Source organism: Mammaliicoccus sp. A-M4 (genome assembly GCF_022386955.1).
Classification (GTDB): domain Bacteria; phylum Bacillota; class Bacilli; order Staphylococcales; family Staphylococcaceae; genus Mammaliicoccus; species Mammaliicoccus lentus.
Window position 1 is genome coordinate 60,297 of the sequence record NZ_JAJNHH010000013.1, and the last position, 18,238, is coordinate 78,534.

Consider the following 18,238-nt stretch of genomic DNA (forward strand, 5'->3'; position numbering starts at 1 on the left):
GAGATAGAGGGGTAAATAATGGAAAACTTAATGACAAATAAAGTCGGAATTGTAACTGGTGCTGGAGATGGTATTGGTAGAGCAAGCGCGTTAGCCTTTGCGAAAGCTGGTGCTACTGTAGTCGTTTCGGATATTTCTTTAGAGGGTGGAAATGAAACGGTTAGATTAATTAAAGAACAAGGTGGAACAGCTCAATTTATTAAATGTAATGTTGCTGAAGAAGAAGATGTTAAAAACTTAGTAAACGAAACTGTTGAACAATTTGGTCGATTAGATTGGGCACACAATAATGCTGGAATTGGTGCACCAACAGCTCCAGTAACAGAAATTAAAACAGAACAATGGCAACGTGCGATAGATGTTACGTTGACTGGTACATTTTTATGTTTAAAATATGAAATACCTGCTATGCTTGAGTCTGGTGGAGGAGCTATCGTCAATACAGCTTCTACTGGAGGTTTAGTCGGTACACCTGGTTTATCACCATACATCTCAGCTAAACACGGTGTGAACGGATTAACTAAAAGTGCTGCTTTAGAATTTGGTAAGCAAAATATACGTATTAATTCAATTTGCCCAGGTATGACAAGAACTTCAGCAGTTGAAACTTGGAGTAAAAATGCTGAAGAACAAGCGAAAGCATTTGAAGCGGGTATTCCAATGGGACGCATGGGCGTAGCAAATGAACAAGCAAACGCGGCTGTCTGGTTATGTTCAGAACAATCTTCATTTATTACCGGTGTTAATCTTCCAGTAGACGGCGGAGAAACTGCAGAATAAATAATAATAAAAGGTGTTGTAGATGAAAAAACTTTATTTTACTACGTTAATAGCGTTATTGTTATTAGCTTCATGTAGTACTTCAGAAAGCAATGATAAGAGTGAACAAGAGAATCAAGATTCTAATAAAGAAGAAAAAGTAAGTAAGACAGATTCTAAAACTGAAGAAAAGTCAGAAGAAAAAGAAGAACCTAAACAACAAGAAAACGTTGTATATGGAGACCTTACTTTAAGTGATCGTAAAGAACAAGGTGCTTATTATGACGAAGCAACACAAACAAAATATATTTTAGGTGAAGGCAATATTATTATAAAAGTTATCAACAAATCAAATGATGACGTATCGCCAGAAGAATTTATGCAGAAAGATGCTAAAAAAGTCGATGAATTTTCTGATGGTGTTTATAAATACTATTCAAAATCTACTGATAAATATTATAAAGTGATTGAAAAGAAAAATCCTAACAAAAACATTTTGATTGTAACGAAATATGATTAATATTTAAATAAACAAGAGCCCAGGCTCTTGTTTTATATAGTAAAACTTTATGTCGTTAATTCATAACTTTCAGCAATTAAATCTTTAATTTCATTAATTGTATTTATCTCTTTCAAATTAATCGTAATCCAATTAGATTTATCCATGTGATAAGCACGATAAAATCCTTCTTTTTTTCTTAAAGGGCCTATAAACTCTTTTCTAACTTTAAGATTAATAACATCAATATGTTCATCAGTATTTAAACCGATTTTGTCAGAAGTAATATCCATAACTAGCCCGAACCATTTTTTATTATCTTTATGTCTCAAAGCAGCATAATTAGAATACTTTTCCCAAGGGTAATCTGGCTTTATATTATATTTATCCCTAACAAAATCAAAAATTTCTTCACGTGTTATCATCCAATCACCTTCTCCTTATATATCAGTTTACCCTAGAGGGATATTTGGTAATCGGTAAGCAATTAAAATATCTATTCAATTTAATTGATAATCATTATCATTTAAGGTATATTGAGTAGATAGATATAAATGAACAGGAGGATATATTAATGCAGATATATTGGACTAAAATAAATAAAATTATAGATGAAACATCTGAAATTAAGACTTATTTGCTGGATTGTCCAGAAGGGTTTACTTGGGAAGAAGGCGCGCATACGCACTTTGGTTTGAAAGGATTCAATGAAGGTGAAAAACCAAATAAGAGTTTGGTAAGACATATGTCCATATCCACTGTACCTAATGAGAATACAATCGGGATTACTACGAGAATACGAGAGCAATGCTCTGAGTTCAAACAAATTTTAAGAAATTTAGATGTTGGCCATGAAGTAGCGATTTTTAAAACGCATTCTAACGTTCCATTAAAGAGAGAAAATAAAAATGTCTACTTATTATCTTCAGGAGTAGGGTTAGCAACGTTTAGACCATTAGTACTAAAGTATTTAGAAGATAATGAAGGCGTTCATAAAATACATTCTATAAACGTTGATTCATCTTCAGAATTTTTATTCAATGATATATTTAATTCTGTTCCAGATAAAAAATTCACCTCAAAATTTGTGGATAGCAGACAAGCGTACTATGAAGAAGTGAATAGTATTAAACCAGAAGAGAATGACCTATTTTATATTGTAGGTAGTGATGAGTTCGTAGCTCAAAACATTAAAAACTTAATTGAATTAGGCGTTGATGCTTCACAAATTGTAATTGATAAGCATGAAAGACAACGTTTAGAGTTTTTAGCTGTATAAAAATATCAATAAATTAAAGATCTTCCGTTACAAATTTTAACGGAAGATTTTTTTATTAATAATAAAAAGTCTTTAACTATAAGTTTCATTAACCAATAAAATGATATAATTTATACAAGAATAAAATTGTTCGTTTTGGAGGTTATTTATAAATGAATGTAGAAAAGTTATCTAAAAAGTTCTTGTTTTATGGTGTTTCTATTATAGTTCTCTTCTTTATATGGGGCTTAATTAATATATTATTTCTTGAAGAATCTTTTTCTATTCCTGTAATAATTGGATGTGTAATTGGAATTATTTTAATAATAACCGGTAATGTCGTTAAACGTGTTAAATGACTATATAAATTTAATAATAAAAAGAGCCTTATATTTAAGGCTCTTTTTATTATTAATCTTTAAAAACTTACTTTACAGCATAACCTTGCTTGTTAAGGTAACTCAACATATTCGGTTGAATACTTCTTTCCAAGTGATCATCAATATGGTCACTCCAACCTTTAACTTTTTTAGCTGTAAAGGGCGCTCTTATTGGTCTGTTCTCATAATATTTCTTCATTTCTTGATCGTAATCTTCTATATCTTCTAAGCTAAATTCTTCATATTTATTATGATGCATTACAACTTCTTTTGGTAACCTAGGTTTCAACTGTGCTTTTTCTTCAGCAGGATAACCAATGCATAGACCAACTAATGGAATAACATACTTAGGAAGTTCGAGTAATTCTGATAGTTTTTCAATATTTAATCTTACTCCACCGATATAAACGCCACCTAATCCCATTGATTCAGCTGCAATCATAGCATTTTGAGCCATTAGACCAACATCTACAGCACCTATTTGTAAAAATTCTGTATAAGTTATATCAACATTTGGTGCAATTTGATGATTTCGATTGAAATCTGAAACAAATATCCAGAATTCAGAAGCTTCTTGAATATAACTTTGAGGGCCACTTAATTCCATTATAGCTTTTCTTGTATCCTCATCAGTGATTCTTATAATAGAAACAGCTTGAAGCAAACTAAACGATGACGCTTGATTAGCAGATTTGAAAATATGGTTTACTTGTTCATCAGTTAAAGGTTTATTTTTAAACTTTCGTACTGAACTGTGATTCTGTAATAAATTTATAGTTTCATTCATTATTAATCCCTCTCTTAATTTAATGCTTTATGATATATAGCATATTAAACCACTCAGTATTCATATGGAAGAAGGCAAAATAATAATACATAGTATTAAAAATCGTACCTTTGTGTAGTGATAGTGGTTAGAGAGTAGGGAAATTTTAAAGATTTTTAAAATGTATAAATTTTTTATGATTTCACTAGTCTAATTATTTAAGTCTTTGTCCAAATAATTAGATTTTACAAACCTTTCAACAAGATCCTTTAACAATTTATCATTATAATAGTCACGTAATAATAAGCTATGCTGTGATAAGCCTTCTAAAAATGAGTAAAACTCGTTAGTCGATTTATTGATATCTAAAGTTGCTTTGAAAATACCAGAGTCTACCATTAATTTAAAAACTTGTTTTATACCTTCGTAATTTTTTAATAAATTGTCGTGAGCGACTTTCCTCATATCTTCATTGGATAACGATTTATTTACTAGCGCTGTCCATGCTACAAATTCAATTTCTCTTTCTTTGTCTAAAGGTAACAGTTGTAATGCAAAATTTATAAATTCTTCAAAATCTATTTTATTTACAAATAAATTTTGTTTTTCCATTCTTTTTTGGCCATTTTCACTGATTATTTTAAAAATAAAAATTAATAAACTTTGTTGATTTCCAAAGAAATTTTGAATAGATCCTAATGACCATCCTGATTCATTAGATATTTTTCTAAAGCTTACAGTATCTAATCCATCCCTATATATAAGCTTTATTATTACATTACTAATTTCTTTTTTCTTTTGTTCAGATTTTTTATTAATTATTTTTCACCTCGATTAATATTATAAACTTATTGAATTTTTAATACAACTGTATTAAAGTTAGTGTGTACTTTTGAAGGAGGTAGTTTATGCAAAAGCATATAACGTACCTAGATAATATCAAATTATTTTTCGCATTGCTTGTTATCACTCATCATTCTTTAATGAGCTATGTATTATCTGGGGAGGTCAATGAGTCTATAAATGGGATTAGTTCTCTACTCGTTAGTTTTAACCAAGCATTTTTTTATGGGTGGATTCTTTTTAATCTCAGGGTTATTTGTTGAAAACTCATATAATCGGAAGGGCAGTCAACTATTTTTAAAGCAGCGTTTTAAAAAATTAGTATTACCTATTATTTTTTATTTTATTATTCTTAGCCAAATTCAACCTATAAGTGAATATTTTATATTTAACAAAACATACGATATAAATGTATTTTTCAAGAGTATGAATATAGGTCCTTTATGGTTTATTGCCATGTTGTTTATATTTAATCTTGGATATGTATTAATTAAAAAATACACAAATTTTAAAATGCCAATATTAAAATTAAATATAATTTATTTTATTATTTTATATGCACTTGTTCTCTATGTTTGGAGAGTATTTATGCCATTAATTGGAGGGGAGCCGTTAATCAGTACAGTGATTTACGATTGGTTATTAAAATTCACACCAAGTATAGGGGATCTGCCACAATATTTAATTGCTTTCATGTTAGGAATTGTAGCATTTAAGTTTAATTTATTAGAAAAAATAAAAAATACTAAATGGAAATTAAGTATTTTTTATATCTTATTAAGTTTGCCAATATATTTAGCCGCAGTAATTATCGGTATATCTGACTTTTCATTTTCAGGTGGTTTATCATTAGCTTCTATATTGTATTCATTTTGGGAAGCTTTATTTGGTGTGAGCATCATGTTAGTTATTTTCAAGTTGTTCTATAAATATTTTAATAAAGAAAATGCTTTTATTAAAACACTGAGTAAATGCAGTTTTACTATGTACATTATTCATTTACCAATAATAGGTGTAATAGAAAATATTATTAAAAAGTATCATTTAATAGGTAGTTACTATGCCCTCAGTGCCATATTCGTCACTATTGTTATTACAATTTTAATTTCCTTATTAGTTTTATTAATCAAAAATTTAGCAGTAGAAAAATCACGTTTAAAATCAAGTATATAGGTGTACCCCAATCCATTTGATTGGGGTTATTTAGTTTTCTAAAAATCTTTTTTGAAATTCAATTATTTGTTCTTTTATTAAATCTAATGAATCAACCGTAGGATTTTCAATGATTTTAGACCAAGCTACGAGTATATTTCCGAATAGTGCACCTTTTAATACATCCGAGGAGTCTGACTCGCTTGAAGGAAATTGTGGTAGTATTTTTAATATTTTATATAGTATTTGAGATTGGAAATCTGGTTCTGTTTTAAGTCTCTTCATTGATTCCATATAATTCACTTTATCTTCGTGTGATGCATTATCTAATACATTAATTAATTTTTGCGTAATACTTTCCAATGTATAACTTCCATCTAAAAATTCATCTAAAGTGTTTTTTAATAAATCGTTATTGCTTAGAAACAAAATTTCGCTTTTCGATTCAAAATATCTAAAAAGTGTACGTCTTGAAACACCTGATTCTTTAGCAATTTTATCCATACTTGTTTTATCATATCCGTTTTCTTCGAATAATTTATCTGCAATTTCAAGTATTTGCTTTCTAGTATCTTCTTTCATTTAATTGTCCTCCAAAACTTTTAACAACATTATAGCATAATCTTTTTATTTTGACACTGAGTGCCAAATAAGTTATATTTTAATTAGTGGCACTGAGTGTCAATTAATAATAAAGGATGATGAAACATGAAAAAATTAAAAATATTAGTTTCTGGCGCTAGCATTGCAGGACTTACTTCAGCATATTGGCTAAATAAAAAAGGTTTTGAGGTAACAATCGTTGAAAAAGCATCAAAAATTAGAGGTGGAGGTTACCCTATAGATGTGAGAGGTAGTGCCATTAATATCGTTAAAATGATGGGTATATATGATGAATTAAAAGCTCAAAATTTAAACAATATGAAATTTAAAATTCTTGATAATGACAATAGTATAATCTCGCAATTTACAGATGCTACTATGAAAGCAAACGAAGATATTGAAATACCAAGAGGTGATTTAACAACAGCTTTGTATAAATGTGTTGAAGAAAATGATATAAATCTCATTTTTAATGATTCTATTAAAACAATGAACCATTTAGATAATGGAGTTGAAATTGAATTAGAAAGTGGAAAGCAAGGCAGCTATGATTTAGTAGTTGGAGCAGATGGTATACATTCTAATACAAGAAAATTAACATTTGGCGAAGAAAGTCAATTCACAAATTATTTAGGACATTGTTTTACTGGATTTACAGTAGAGAACTATTTAGATATGTATAAAGAAGGTATGATTTATTCTGAACCAGGCAGAACAGCTATCATGTATGCTACTGAAAACAAAGAATCAGTACATGCGTTTTTAATCTTTAGTGATGAAGAAGAACCTTCTGTAAACCATAGAGATATAGAAGGTCACAAAAAATTAGTCAAAGATAAATTTAAAGACGTAGGTGGTATAGCTCCAAATCTTTTAGAAACATTAGAACAAACTGAAGATATATATTTTGATACGACAACTCAAATTATTATGGATCAATGGGCGGAAAATCGAGCAGTATTAGTTGGAGATGCAGCACATGCCCCATCCTTCTTAACAGGACAAGGTTCAAGTTTAGCAATGATAGGAGCATATATTTTAGCTGATGAATTAAAGAAGAACAATAGTATTAAAGATGCTTTTATTGCTTACGAAAAATATATGAAACCATTTGCAGAGATAAATCAAAATGCTGTAGAAAATGACGGTTCATCAATTTTATATCCTAAAAATGATGAAGAAATAGAAAAAAGAAATGCTATTTTAAAACAAATTGAAAATATAACAGAAGAAAACATGGGCTCTCAAGATCTTATTGATATAACGAGAGTAATAGATTATCCAAAATTAAATGACTAATATGTAAATTCCTAACTTTGCCCTATAAGCATTACTATTTATGTAAAACAGTTATTTGTAATAATACACTAAAACATTTACCATTAAAGTATGAAACTAATGCACATTATACAAAATGAGGTGTAGTTATGGTAAATATAAAAGATATGAGTATAGAACCGGTTGGATTAGGAACTTGGAAAATGGGCGACGATTCAAATATTCATCAAGAGGAGATTGATGCTATTCAATTCGCTATAAACCAAGGCGCAAATGTAATTGATACGGCTGAAATGTATGGCGATGGCGCATCAGAAGAGTTAATAGGTGAAGCAATACAATCTTATGATAGAGAAAAATTATATATTATCTCAAAAGTGCATCCTGAAAATGCATCGAGGGATAAAGTATTAACAAGTATAGATAACAGTTTAAAAAGACTACGTACAGATTATATTGATTTATATTTATTACATTGGAAAAGCCAGTATCCTTTAGAAGAAACAATTAGCGCATTTGAAGAAGCGAAAAATTTAGGAAAAATAAAAGAATGGGGCGTATCAAATTTTGATACGAGCGATATGAAACATTTACTTAGTTTACCTAATGGTCATGAATGTGTAGCTAATCAAGTTAGATATAATATAGGTGATCGAGGAATAGAATATGATTTAAAACCATTTATGAGAGAAAATAACATTGCCTTAATATCATATGCACCTATAGCTAGGGGAGATAAACTAGGTAAAAATTTAACTAAAAGTCCTGTTCTTCTAGAATTGTCTAGAAAATATGAAGTTGACGTATTTCAAATACTGTTAGCATGGAATATTAGAGATGGTCATACATTAGCTATACCTAAATCATCTAACAAACTTCATATTGAAAATAATATGGGAGCCAGTAATATTCATTTAACCGAAGAAGATATTCAAAAAATCGATTCAGAATTCCCGTCGCCAACAACTAAAGAACCATTAGCATTGTATTAATAAGGTACGAGTCCGAGACATAAATAGTTGTCTCGGACTCGTTATTTTTTTATTTTTAATACGGTGAATTATATCAGGTGTAATGTCCTTATTGTCACAACTCACAAAACGTGTCAACAAGGGTAGGCATATTGTCACAACTCGCAAAACGTGTCAACAAAGGTAGCTATATTGTCACAACTTGTAAAACGTGTCAACAAGGGTAGTCATATTGTCACAACTTGTAAAACGTGTCAACAAGGATAGCCATATTGTCACAACTCGCAAAACGTGTCAACAAGGATAGTCTTATTGTCATAACTTACGAAACGTGTCAACAAAGGTAGCCATATTTTCACAACTCATAAAACATGTCAACAAGGGTAGGCATATTGTCACAACTCGCAAAACGTGTCAATAAGGATAGTCTTATTGTCACAACTCATAAAACATGTCTTTAACAATAACATGTCGCTCTCCTTAATTACCTTTTTATTAATAACCTCAATTAAATTATTGAAAAACACTAAGTAATAATTGCTAAAAACTGTGGTGTTATCACTTTTTAATATTGCTATTATAGATAAGCTAGTAAATTAGAAACTTTTTACAAATAATGATTGTCCATAGTTAAGGACATAGATTGAAGTGTAAACGATTACAAATTAAGTATAATATTACATATCGGGGGGTGATGATATGTTATTTAGTTCCAAGGAAGAACAAGTAATTAATTATTTGAACTTTTATGATTTTGTTGCTGCAAATGAAATATCCGATAAATTATTGGTGTCTTCTAAAACGATTTATAGACTTGTTAAAAAAATTAATGAAATTACCAAAGATCAATATGGAGAAAGGATGATAGAGTCAGAAACTGGTAAAGGATATAAAATTAATAAATTTTATATTGATAAAAATATTTACTCAATTGTAACAATTAAAGAAGAAAATTTTTTACTAGAGACAATGTTAACCTTACTTTTTCAACATCCCAAAAAGTTAAGGAAGAATCATATTTTTTGTGATAGTTATATGAGTGAAAGTACTGAAGAAAGGCGCATCAGAAGTATTATTGAATATTTAAATGAATTTAATATCGATGTCTACAACATGCATAATTTATTATATGTAAAAGGTGAAGAGATAGATATTAGAAGAGCAATAAATTCGATATTACTTACTATTAATAAAAATCAAGTGCTTGGGGATTTAGGATTAGATATAAATGCTTCTGATAAACATTTTCTAGATAAGCAAATATCTTTAATTGAAGAAAACTTAGAGGTAAATCTTTATTATCCATATGATGTCAGTATCTTCACACATTTATATATGCTCTTAAAGAGATATCGAGAAGGTAGAGTTAATCAGTTGGAAAATCAAGATGCATTGGATGAAGAAGAAAAAAATAAAATGAATCGAAATAAAGAAATAAAAACTATTGCAGATATTTTAACTCGAAATTTAAGTAAACACCTTTGCTATGATCTGCATGAACTAGAATCATTTTTTATATTTCAAAATTTGTATTCTTTAAATATTGAAAAAAAAGAGTACATAAAAAAAGACAAGCTTAACGCGAATAAGATAACAATAGAATTTGTATCTCGGTTTTTTGATATTAATGAAGAAGAAGTAAATGAAAATGAAAAATTATATCAAGACTTATATAATCATATCTTACCTATGATAGGAAGAATAAGAATGGGAATTAAACTTGAGAACAATATGTTAAAAGAATTGATCTTAGAATATAAAGAAACATTTTTAAAAGTGTTAGAAATTTCTAATGAAATTAATAAAAATTTAAATGAATATGGAGATATAGATGAAGCAGAAGTGGGGTATATTTCTTTATATTTTGAAAAATACAAATTAGAAAAGGAACATAGAAAAAAAGTGTTACTTGTATGTTCAACTGGTATCGGTACTTCAGAATTACTACAAATTAGGCTAAAAAACAGTTTCCCTAATTTGAAAATCGTTTCTACTATGAGTCATAGACAAATGCAAAAAAATAGTGAATTTATTGATGAAGAAGTGGATATTATTTTTTCTACGATAAGAGTAGAAAATAAGCATTTTGAAAAACCAGTTATTTGTATTAGCCCTGTACTTTCTGATAAAGACATAGATCTGATTGATTATTCATTAAAGGAGCTGAACTAAATGGAAGATACCATTAATTTAAAAAAAATTATAAATAAAGACTTAATGATTATAAATAGTCAAGCAACTGATAAAGATACAATTTTAAAAGAACTTTGTTTATTGCTACAAGAAAAACAATATATTAACGATTATCAATCGTTTCTAAATGATATTTATTTGAGAGAAAAAGAAGGCGTAACAGGTATAGGAGATGGTATTGCCATTCCTCATGGCAAGTCTATATCCGTAGATGAAACAACTGTAGCCATAGCAGTTCTTAAAAATGAAATTGAATGGGAGACTTTAGATGACCAAGACGTTAAAGTAGTCATTTTATTTGCTGTAAAAGATACAGACGCAACCACAACACACATAGTCTTGTTACAAAAGGTAGCTACATTATTGGCAAGGGAAACATTTATAAAACAGTTAAAAAACATTGAAAATAAAGAAGAGTTATACGATTTAATCATTAATTCATAAGGAGAGATTTATATGTTAATCAGTGGAAAAGAAATTTTAAAGGTAGCAAATGAAAATAAATTCGCAGTTCCAGCTTTTAATGCAGGTTCAGGACAATTACTTGATGCAGTTATGCAGGCATGTGAAGAAACAAAATCACCTGTAATGATTGCTATTCATCCAGATGAATTAAAATTTTTAACAGATAGCTTTGTAGCACAAGTGAAGTATTTTGCAAACAACAGCAATGTTCCAGTCTGTATACATTTAGATCATGGTGCAAGTTATGAACAAGTTATACATGCGATTCAACTTGGTTTTACTTCAGTAATGATTGACGCCTCTCATTTATCGTTTGAAGAAAATATAGAAGTTACTAAAAAAGTAGTTAGTATCGCGCATCCAGTCGGTGTATCGGTTGAAGCGGAATTAGGAACGATTGGTGACACTGGTAATACTGTAGAAGGGGGCGTCTCTGAAGTTATATATACAGATCCTTCTACCGCTCAAGAGTTTTTAGAAAGAACGGGAGTGGATAGTTTAGCAATTGCTATAGGAACTGCTCACGGTATATATCCCAAAAATATGAAGCCCGAATTAAAACTAGATATATTGAAAAAAACCAGTGATTTGACAGATATTCCATTAGTACTGCATGGAGGATCTAGTAATCCTGATAATGAAATACAAGAAGCAGTCAAATTAGGTATTAATAAAATCAATATATCAAGTGATATCAAAATTGCATTCACAAATAAGTTGCGTGAAGTACTTGAAGGGGAAGATAACGAAGCAAGAGAACCAAATGTTTTATTTCCTTCTTGTATAGAAGAAACTAAGAAAATAGCTGTAGAAAAAATAAATTTATTCAATTCAGTTGATAAAGCTAATTTATATTAAGGAGTGAAAAATTATGAATATTGTAGGTATTGCGGCATGTACAGCTGGAATTGCACACACTTATATAGCGAAAGAGAAATTGACCAATGTAGCTGAAGATAGAGGGCATGTGATTAGTTTAGAAACTCAAGGTTTATCGGGGACACAAGATGAATTAGAACAAAAAGATATAGATAATGCAGATGTAGTATTAATAGCAGCAGATATTAAAATAGGTGGCCGCGAAAGATTTGAAGGGAAAAAAGTAGTTGAAGTACCCACAAGTTTAGTTGTTAAATCTCCGACAAAATTAGTTGAAAAATTAGAAGAATTGACGATTTAAATCAATAGAGGGGTTTGATAATTTATGATACTCAAAGAAATAGGGTTTAAACAACATTTGATGACTGCAATATCTTTCTTTTTACCAATTATTGTGGCATCTGGTTTTTTATTAGCTATAGGTAATTTAACTGGTGGTGAAGAAATTGAGAACTTTAAAAATGGATTTAAGTTCTCTGATGCAATGACAACCATGGGTGGATATGGTTTGAGTTTATTGCCTATGATTGTTTCTACTGCAATAGCATATTCAATAGCCGATAAGCCGGGGATTGCTCCTGGATTAATTGTTGGAATGGTTGCATCAGGTATAGAAGCAGGATTTTTAGGAGGGATTGTTAGTGGCTATATTGCGGGTGTTGTAGTAATACTTTTAACAACTTATATTAAAGTTCCAAATTGGATGGAAGGTTTAATGCCGACCCTTGTATTCCCATTCCTTAGTACCTTCATAGCTGGTGTCATCATGTATTATGTTGTTGGAACACCAATTACTTGGTTTACAGAGCTGATTACTACGTATCTTGGTAATTTGAATACATCATCATTATTCTTATATGGAGCTGTTATAGGTGTATTATCATCCATAGATTACGGGGGTCCTATAAATAAAGTTGTATTTGCTTTTGTATTCGCTTTATTTTCGGAAGGTATTTATGAACCTGTAACAGTACTAATACTCGCTTCAATGGTTACTCCGTTTGGTTTAACTATTGCATACTTTTTAGGAAAGTTAGTGAAGAAAAATATTTTCAACAAACAAGAAATTACTACTTTAAAAACAGCGTTTCCTATGGGGATTTGTCAAATAACAGAAGGTTGTTTCCCGATTGTACTTAATGATTTAGGTAGAAATATTATCGCAACTGGGATTGGTGGAGCAATAGGTGGTGGATTAAGCATGTTATGGGGAGCAGATAGTCATATTCCAGCATCAGGAATGTTTGCACTACCTACTATGACAAAACCTTTAAGTTTTATATTCGCTTTACTAATTGGATCATTGGCAACAGCAATCACAATTTTAATCTTAAAAAAACGTGTTGATGTAAATGAAGAAATCGTAATTAAGGAAAAGAAAGAAGAAGAAGACGTTTCATGGGATGATCTTAAAATTTCATAAAAGGTGATAATAATGAATCAAGAATATGAAAAGCAAGTGAGATATCAATTTGAAAATTCGAATATAGTATTTACTGAAAAAGAAATTAAAAATATTGAATTTGCAGATTTTGGACTAAATAATATTGAAATTGAAGGATTAAATTTAATTGTTTATATTAATGAAAATGGTTATTGTGCAAAAGAAATGGTCTTATTACCTCATCAGACTTGTCCTGAACATATTCATCCAAATCTTGTCAATGAACCTGGAAAAATCGAAACATTTAGGTGCAGAAAAGGGAAAGTATTTTTATATGTTGAAGGAGAAAGCAATCCTAATCATATTAAAGCCACTATCCCGCAAGGTAAAGAAGATTTTTATACAGTTTTTCATGAAATCCAACTTCATCCAGGAGAACAATATACTATACCTTCTAATACGAAACATTGGTTTCAAGCAGGTTCAAAAGGTGCAGTTATTTCCGAGTTTTCTACAACTAGTAGAGATGAATTAGATATATTTACAGATACAAATGTAGTTAGATAATAAGAGTATATATTTAATAAAAGTAAGAAACGACTTATCCAACTCGGATTAGTCGTTTCTTCTTCTTATCATTCTTGTAATTTTTTCGCGATGTTTTGTATTTCTTGTATTTGTTTGATTGTTGATTTGATACCGCCTGATGAGAAGTACCATGATTTTGCGTCTAGATTGATAATGTTGTCGTCTTTAACTGCGGGGACATTTTTTAATACATCGTTTGATAACACTTTCTTGCTCGTTCCTTTACCGTCAGTGGCTTCATCTCTATCCATTGCAAATATAACTTCTGGTTTTTTAGATGAGACGTATTCAAAGCTAACGGGTTGTCCGTGTGGGTTTGGTTTTATATCTTTATCTGCTGGTTTAAATCCTAGTTGATCGTATAATAAACCGCCGAATCTTCCGCCTGGTCCGTATGTAGATAATTCTCCTTGGCTTACAAGTAATAACATAATGGAATCATCGACTTTTTTCGCTTGGTTTTTAGCCTTAGTTTCTTCATTGGTTAATTGATTTGTTAATTCTGTTGCTTTATCTTCTTTATCTAAGATTTTACCTAATTTTTTCGTGTTGTCATTGACTGATTTTACTACATTATTGTCGTCTGATCCTATATAAACTAAGGCTGCGTCAGGTGCGGCTTTTTTAAATTCTTTTAAAGTTTCGCTACTTGCTGTTCTGTTAGAAAATATAATTAAATCTGGGTCGATTTCAGCGATTTTTTCAAAATTTGGTTTTCCTAATTCCCCAACATTTTTATATTTATCATCTGTGAAGTTTTTAAGTTCTTCAGGTAACATTGAAGTGCTTGAACCTATTGAGATACCGGCGACACTGTTTTCTTTACCAAGTGATTTAATAATATCTGCATCTCCATAATCAAATGTTACGATTTTTTGTGGATTTTTGGGCACGGTTACTTCTTCTTCTTTATTCTCTGCATCTCGGCCATCTTTATATTTACCGCGTAGTTCATACTTTTGTTTTATTTTAACAGTTTCTTTTTTATCATTACTTTGAGCTTTATTTTCATTACTTTGACTACATGCCGCTAATACTAAACAAAGTGCTAGAAATATGATTAAATTTTTCATTTTATTCTCCTATTTTAGTATGTCTTGTGAAGGGATTACTTTAAATAATCCAGTTGATTCAATAATGAATTCTAAAAATCTAACATGGCTCATACCTGTAAATACTATAGTTCTTTCATGATTTAATGCTGCTTTGATAATGTTTGTCGCCATGATGTGATTTCTTTCAGACCATTCTAATGCAAAAGCTATTCCTGGACTATCTGCTAATGAACGAATTGCAAATACTTGCTCTAAAGGTATAGGTCCTTCTTTGTGTTCTGTTAATTTTTCATATAATGTAGTGGGTTGATTTTTGGAAAGTTGGTGCTCATTTTTTGCATTATTCATATATTGATATAGTTTTTCGTCTGCATTTTCTAAATATTCGTCAGCAAAACTTGCGCGAATTTTACGTGTTTGCATTTGATTAAAATCTATTGGCAACACTTCAGATAAGCCTAGTCGATGTGCTAAAGGCATAGCTATGAAATGATGCTCGTTTAATAGGTGAGGAAGTTGTTGATTAATTATTTGTTTAAATTCTTTCTTTAAGCGAAGTGACTCTCTTGTATCCCATTCAATCGTAATGAGGTCGGGTGAATATTGCGCAATTTTCTCTATAATAATCGAAGATTCTTCTATGTATTTCTCGTATGATTGTTTAAAAGTATTAGAACCTTGGTCGAGTCTAATGTGAGGTGTACCAACAATACATATTTCTTTTAAAGTCAATATAGTACCTCCTTAATTGATAATTGTTCTCAATTATACAGTGTAGTTTATTTTTTTACAATATTACGTCTTTTAATTAATTGCCATATGAAAATGCTATAATTGTTATTGAATTATTTTTTACTTATGGAGGAGTTGGCGAAATGTTCTTAGCATGGAACGAAATGCGTCGAAATAAATTGAAATTCGGTTTAATTATTGGCGTACTAATTATGATTAGTTATTTACTGTTTTTATTGTCAGGTTTGGCAAACGGTTTAATGAATATGAACAGGGAAGGTATTGATATTTGGAAAGCAAATGCAATTGTATTGAATAAAGATGCTAACCAAACAATTGCTCAATCTTCTATTGATACAGATAAAGTTGATGGTAAATTTGAGAATAGCGAAGGCTTGAAACAAACTGCTGTCATTACATCAAACGGTGATAGAAAAGAAAATGCTACGGTGTTTGGTATAGATTCTAAAGGTTTCCTCATGCCTAAATTAGAAAAAGGGAAGTTATTTAAAAAAGATAATGAAGTTGTAGCAGATCATACTTTAAAAACGAAAGGCTTTAAAATCGGTGATGAACTTACGTTATCTAATAGTGATGAAAAACTTGAAATAGTAGGATTCTCTGAAAGTGCAAAATTTAATGCTTCGCCTGTATTATTTACAAATAATGATACGATTGAAAAGCTTAACCCAATGCTTAAAGGTGATAATATTAATGCACTTGTTGTTAAAGATAAAAATTGGAAAGACGTTAAATTAAATAATGATTTAGAAGTAAATGAAATTGAATCATTTATTACGAAATTACCAGGTTATAAAGAACAAAATCTAACACTAACATTTATGATTGTATTCTTATTTGCAATTTCAGCAATGGTAATTGGTATTTTCTTATACATTATTACATTACAAAAGAAAAACTTATTTGGTGTGTTAAAAGCACAAGGTATTACAAATGGTTTCTTAGCACGTTCAGTGATGAGTCAAACTATCATTATCGCACTAATCGGTACAATAATTGGTTTTGGTTTAACAGTGCTAACAGGAACATTTCTACCTGAGATAGTCCCGATTAAATTTGATTATTTAACGATGCTTCTATATGCAATTGTATTAATAATCGTAGCAATTTTAGGTAGCTTATTCTCAGTATTAAGCATTAGAAAAGTAGAACCATTAAAAGTTATAGGATAGGAGGGACTTAGATGTTATCATTTGAAAATGTTACGAAATCATTTAAAGACGGTAATGATACTATTGAAGCAGTAAAGTCAACAAACTTCAGTTTAGAAAAAGGTGAACTCGTTGCAATAATCGGTCCTTCTGGGTCAGGTAAAAGTACATTGTTAACGATGGCAGGTGCGCTACAATTACCTACTGAAGGAAAAGTTTTATTAAACGGGAAAGAAATTAATCATTTTAACGAAAAAGCTTTATCAAAATTAAGATTAAGAGAAATAGGTTTCATCTTACAGACGAGTAATTTAATACCGTTTTTAACTGTAAACCAGCAATTTGAGCTTTTGAAAAAAGTGAAAAAAGATGTCATGTCAAAAGATGAACTAGATCGCTTATTAAAACAATTAGGCTTAGATAAAATTTTAAATCAATTACCGAGCGAAATATCAGGTGGGCAGAAACAAAGAGTAGCAATTGCTAAAGCATTATATACTAAACCATCTGTTATACTAGCAGATGAACCAACAGCGTCTTTAGATACTGAAAATGCGATTGAAGTAATGGAAATTTTAAGAAAAGAAACTAAAGAATTAAATAAATTAGGTATTATCGTGACACATGACCAACGACTTACAAAATATTGTGATAAAGTATTTGAAATGGTAGATGGTCAACTAACAGAACGAACTTAAAATTTAGTAATGAAATAATAAAGGAGCGGGAGAGAAATCCCTAGCTCAAAATGATTCTCCTAATCCGTTAGATTTTTATTAACGGATTAGGAGGATTTATTTATATGGGAGTAGGACAGAAATCTCATTTTGTATGAAAATTCCTAGTACCACCCCAGCGAGCTTCATTCTAACGTGCTTGTTTGTAAACACTAGCCTGTTAGAAAATGTAGCGTGCAAGACTGAAATAACTAGCCCGTTAGAGAAGTTTAGCATATGTAATCAGGCTAAAATTACATTGAAATCATAAAAAATATTGGGCTAACGTGCTTGTTTAGAAATTCTTGCTCGTTAGAAAATGTAGCGTGCAAGACTAAAATAACTAGCCCGTTAGAGGGAGTTTAGCATATGTAATCAGGCTAAAATTACATTAAAATCATGAAAAATATAGTCAAGTCCATATTTATGTGTAATATCTTTAGAAGTAATCAACCATTGGTTTTTTAGAATGTATTAACAAAATAAATCTGTTTGATTTTTAGCAGATTCATTTTGTTAATCTCTACTTATTTTTCAAAAATAAG

At 30.0% G+C, this 18,238-nt stretch carries 21 protein-coding genes; 15 read left to right on the top strand and 6 right to left on the bottom strand.

The features are described 5' to 3' along the window. Positions 1-18: 18 nt before the first annotated feature. Together LQ682_RS11430 and LQ682_RS11435 are read left to right on the top strand one after the other, a co-directional pair. Positions 19-780 (top strand): SDR family NAD(P)-dependent oxidoreductase, encoded by a 762-nt coding sequence (locus LQ682_RS11430; RefSeq protein WP_239724282.1) that lies wholly within the window; start codon positions 19-21, stop codon positions 778-780. Positions 781-802: 22 nt separating this feature from the next. After that, on the top strand, positions 803-1,279 hold the full coding sequence (locus LQ682_RS11435; protein WP_239724285.1) for a hypothetical protein: 477 nt from the start codon (positions 803-805) through the stop codon (positions 1,277-1,279). 47 nt (positions 1,280-1,326) lie between these two features. Here the strand turns inward: LQ682_RS11435 and LQ682_RS11440 are convergent, their stop codons facing one another. Further along, positions 1,327-1,683, bottom strand: coding sequence for an MmcQ/YjbR family DNA-binding protein (locus LQ682_RS11440; RefSeq protein ID WP_017000006.1), 357 nt, complete (start codon positions 1,681-1,683; stop codon positions 1,327-1,329). 149 nt (positions 1,684-1,832) lie between these two features. Between LQ682_RS11440 and LQ682_RS11445 the strand changes: the two genes are divergently transcribed. Together LQ682_RS11445 and LQ682_RS11450 are read left to right on the top strand one after the other, a co-directional pair. Continuing rightward, entirely contained in the window at positions 1,833-2,537 is a 705-nt protein-coding gene (locus LQ682_RS11445; RefSeq protein WP_016999015.1) for a hypothetical protein, read from the top strand. Between the two features lie 152 nt (positions 2,538-2,689). Continuing rightward, the gene (locus LQ682_RS11450; protein WP_016999014.1) at positions 2,690-2,875 is read left to right on the top strand and encodes a hypothetical protein; all 186 of its coding nucleotides are present in this window, start codon (positions 2,690-2,692) and stop codon (positions 2,873-2,875) included. A 67-nt stretch (positions 2,876-2,942) separates the two neighbouring features. On the opposite strand, the gene nfsA is transcribed toward LQ682_RS11450, so the two are convergent. Continuing rightward, positions 2,943-3,683, bottom strand: coding sequence for an oxygen-insensitive NADPH nitroreductase (nfsA, locus tag LQ682_RS11455; RefSeq protein ID WP_070045446.1), 741 nt, complete (start codon positions 3,681-3,683; stop codon positions 2,943-2,945). 189 nt (positions 3,684-3,872) lie between these two features. Further along, positions 3,873-4,274, bottom strand: coding sequence for a TetR family transcriptional regulator C-terminal domain-containing protein (locus LQ682_RS11460; RefSeq protein WP_016999012.1), 402 nt, complete (start codon positions 4,272-4,274; stop codon positions 3,873-3,875). Positions 4,275-4,685: 411 nt separating this feature from the next. Here LQ682_RS11460 and LQ682_RS11465 point away from each other — a divergent pair, with 411 nt between their 5' ends. Next, positions 4,686-5,678 (top strand): acyltransferase family protein, encoded by a 993-nt coding sequence (locus tag LQ682_RS11465; protein WP_275591507.1) that lies wholly within the window; start codon positions 4,686-4,688, stop codon positions 5,676-5,678. Positions 5,679-5,708: 30 nt separating this feature from the next. Here LQ682_RS11465 and LQ682_RS11470 read toward each other — a convergent pair whose 3' ends face one another. Continuing rightward, positions 5,709-6,239, bottom strand: a complete 531-nt coding sequence (locus LQ682_RS11470) for a TetR/AcrR family transcriptional regulator (protein WP_017001087.1) — start codon at positions 6,237-6,239, stop codon at positions 5,709-5,711. 126 nt (positions 6,240-6,365) lie between these two features. Between LQ682_RS11470 and LQ682_RS11475 the strand changes: the two genes are divergently transcribed. The 8 genes from LQ682_RS11475 to LQ682_RS11510 all read left to right on the top strand — a co-directional run bounded on the left by LQ682_RS11475 (position 6,366) and on the right by LQ682_RS11510 (position 13,997). Then, the gene (locus tag LQ682_RS11475; RefSeq protein ID WP_017001088.1) at positions 6,366-7,559 is read left to right on the top strand and encodes an FAD-dependent monooxygenase; all 1,194 of its coding nucleotides are present in this window, start codon (positions 6,366-6,368) and stop codon (positions 7,557-7,559) included. A 128-nt stretch (positions 7,560-7,687) separates the two neighbouring features. Next, a complete protein-coding gene (locus tag LQ682_RS11480) occupies positions 7,688-8,530 on the top strand; it encodes an aldo/keto reductase (protein ID WP_239724287.1) in 843 nt (280 codons plus the stop codon). 678 nt (positions 8,531-9,208) lie between these two features. Then, positions 9,209-10,681 carry a BglG family transcription antiterminator gene (locus LQ682_RS11485; RefSeq protein WP_239724288.1) on the top strand — a complete coding sequence of 491 codons (1,473 nt, stop codon included), beginning with the start codon at positions 9,209-9,211 and terminating at the stop codon, positions 10,679-10,681. Next, on the top strand, positions 10,682-11,146 hold the full coding sequence (locus LQ682_RS11490) for a PTS sugar transporter subunit IIA (protein ID WP_239724290.1): 465 nt from the start codon (positions 10,682-10,684) through the stop codon (positions 11,144-11,146). A 12-nt stretch (positions 11,147-11,158) separates the two neighbouring features. Continuing rightward, on the top strand, positions 11,159-12,025 hold the full coding sequence (locus tag LQ682_RS11495) for a ketose-bisphosphate aldolase (protein ID WP_016998469.1): 867 nt from the start codon (positions 11,159-11,161) through the stop codon (positions 12,023-12,025). Between the two features lie 13 nt (positions 12,026-12,038). Next, entirely contained in the window at positions 12,039-12,347 is a 309-nt protein-coding gene (locus LQ682_RS11500) for a PTS fructose transporter subunit IIB (RefSeq protein WP_016998468.1), read from the top strand. A gap of 24 nt (positions 12,348-12,371) precedes the next feature. Beyond that, complete coding sequence (locus LQ682_RS11505) at positions 12,372-13,469, top strand: PTS fructose transporter subunit IIC (RefSeq protein ID WP_016998467.1); 1,098 nt, start codon at positions 12,372-12,374, stop codon at positions 13,467-13,469. A gap of 12 nt (positions 13,470-13,481) precedes the next feature. Beyond that, on the top strand, positions 13,482-13,997 hold the full coding sequence (locus LQ682_RS11510; protein ID WP_135031357.1) for a D-lyxose/D-mannose family sugar isomerase: 516 nt from the start codon (positions 13,482-13,484) through the stop codon (positions 13,995-13,997). Between the two features lie 68 nt (positions 13,998-14,065). On the opposite strand, the gene LQ682_RS11515 is transcribed toward LQ682_RS11510, so the two are convergent. Together LQ682_RS11515 and LQ682_RS11520 are read right to left on the bottom strand one after the other, a co-directional pair. Further along, positions 14,066-15,091, bottom strand: a complete 1,026-nt coding sequence (locus LQ682_RS11515) for a siderophore ABC transporter substrate-binding protein (protein WP_239724292.1) — start codon at positions 15,089-15,091, stop codon at positions 14,066-14,068. Between the two features lie 9 nt (positions 15,092-15,100). Next, the gene (locus tag LQ682_RS11520; RefSeq protein WP_103269258.1) at positions 15,101-15,805 is read right to left on the bottom strand and encodes a DUF5694 domain-containing protein; all 705 of its coding nucleotides are present in this window, start codon (positions 15,803-15,805) and stop codon (positions 15,101-15,103) included. A 143-nt stretch (positions 15,806-15,948) separates the two neighbouring features. On the opposite strand from LQ682_RS11520, the gene LQ682_RS11525 reads away from it, so the two are divergent. Continuing rightward, positions 15,949-16,998 carry an ABC transporter permease gene (locus tag LQ682_RS11525; RefSeq protein WP_016998463.1) on the top strand — a complete coding sequence of 350 codons (1,050 nt, stop codon included), beginning with the start codon at positions 15,949-15,951 and terminating at the stop codon, positions 16,996-16,998. Between the two features lie 11 nt (positions 16,999-17,009). After that, positions 17,010-17,675: an ABC transporter ATP-binding protein gene (locus LQ682_RS11530; protein WP_182093749.1), complete on the top strand. Its 666-nt coding sequence runs from the start codon at positions 17,010-17,012 to the stop codon at positions 17,673-17,675. Positions 17,676-18,238 lie beyond the last annotated feature (563 nt).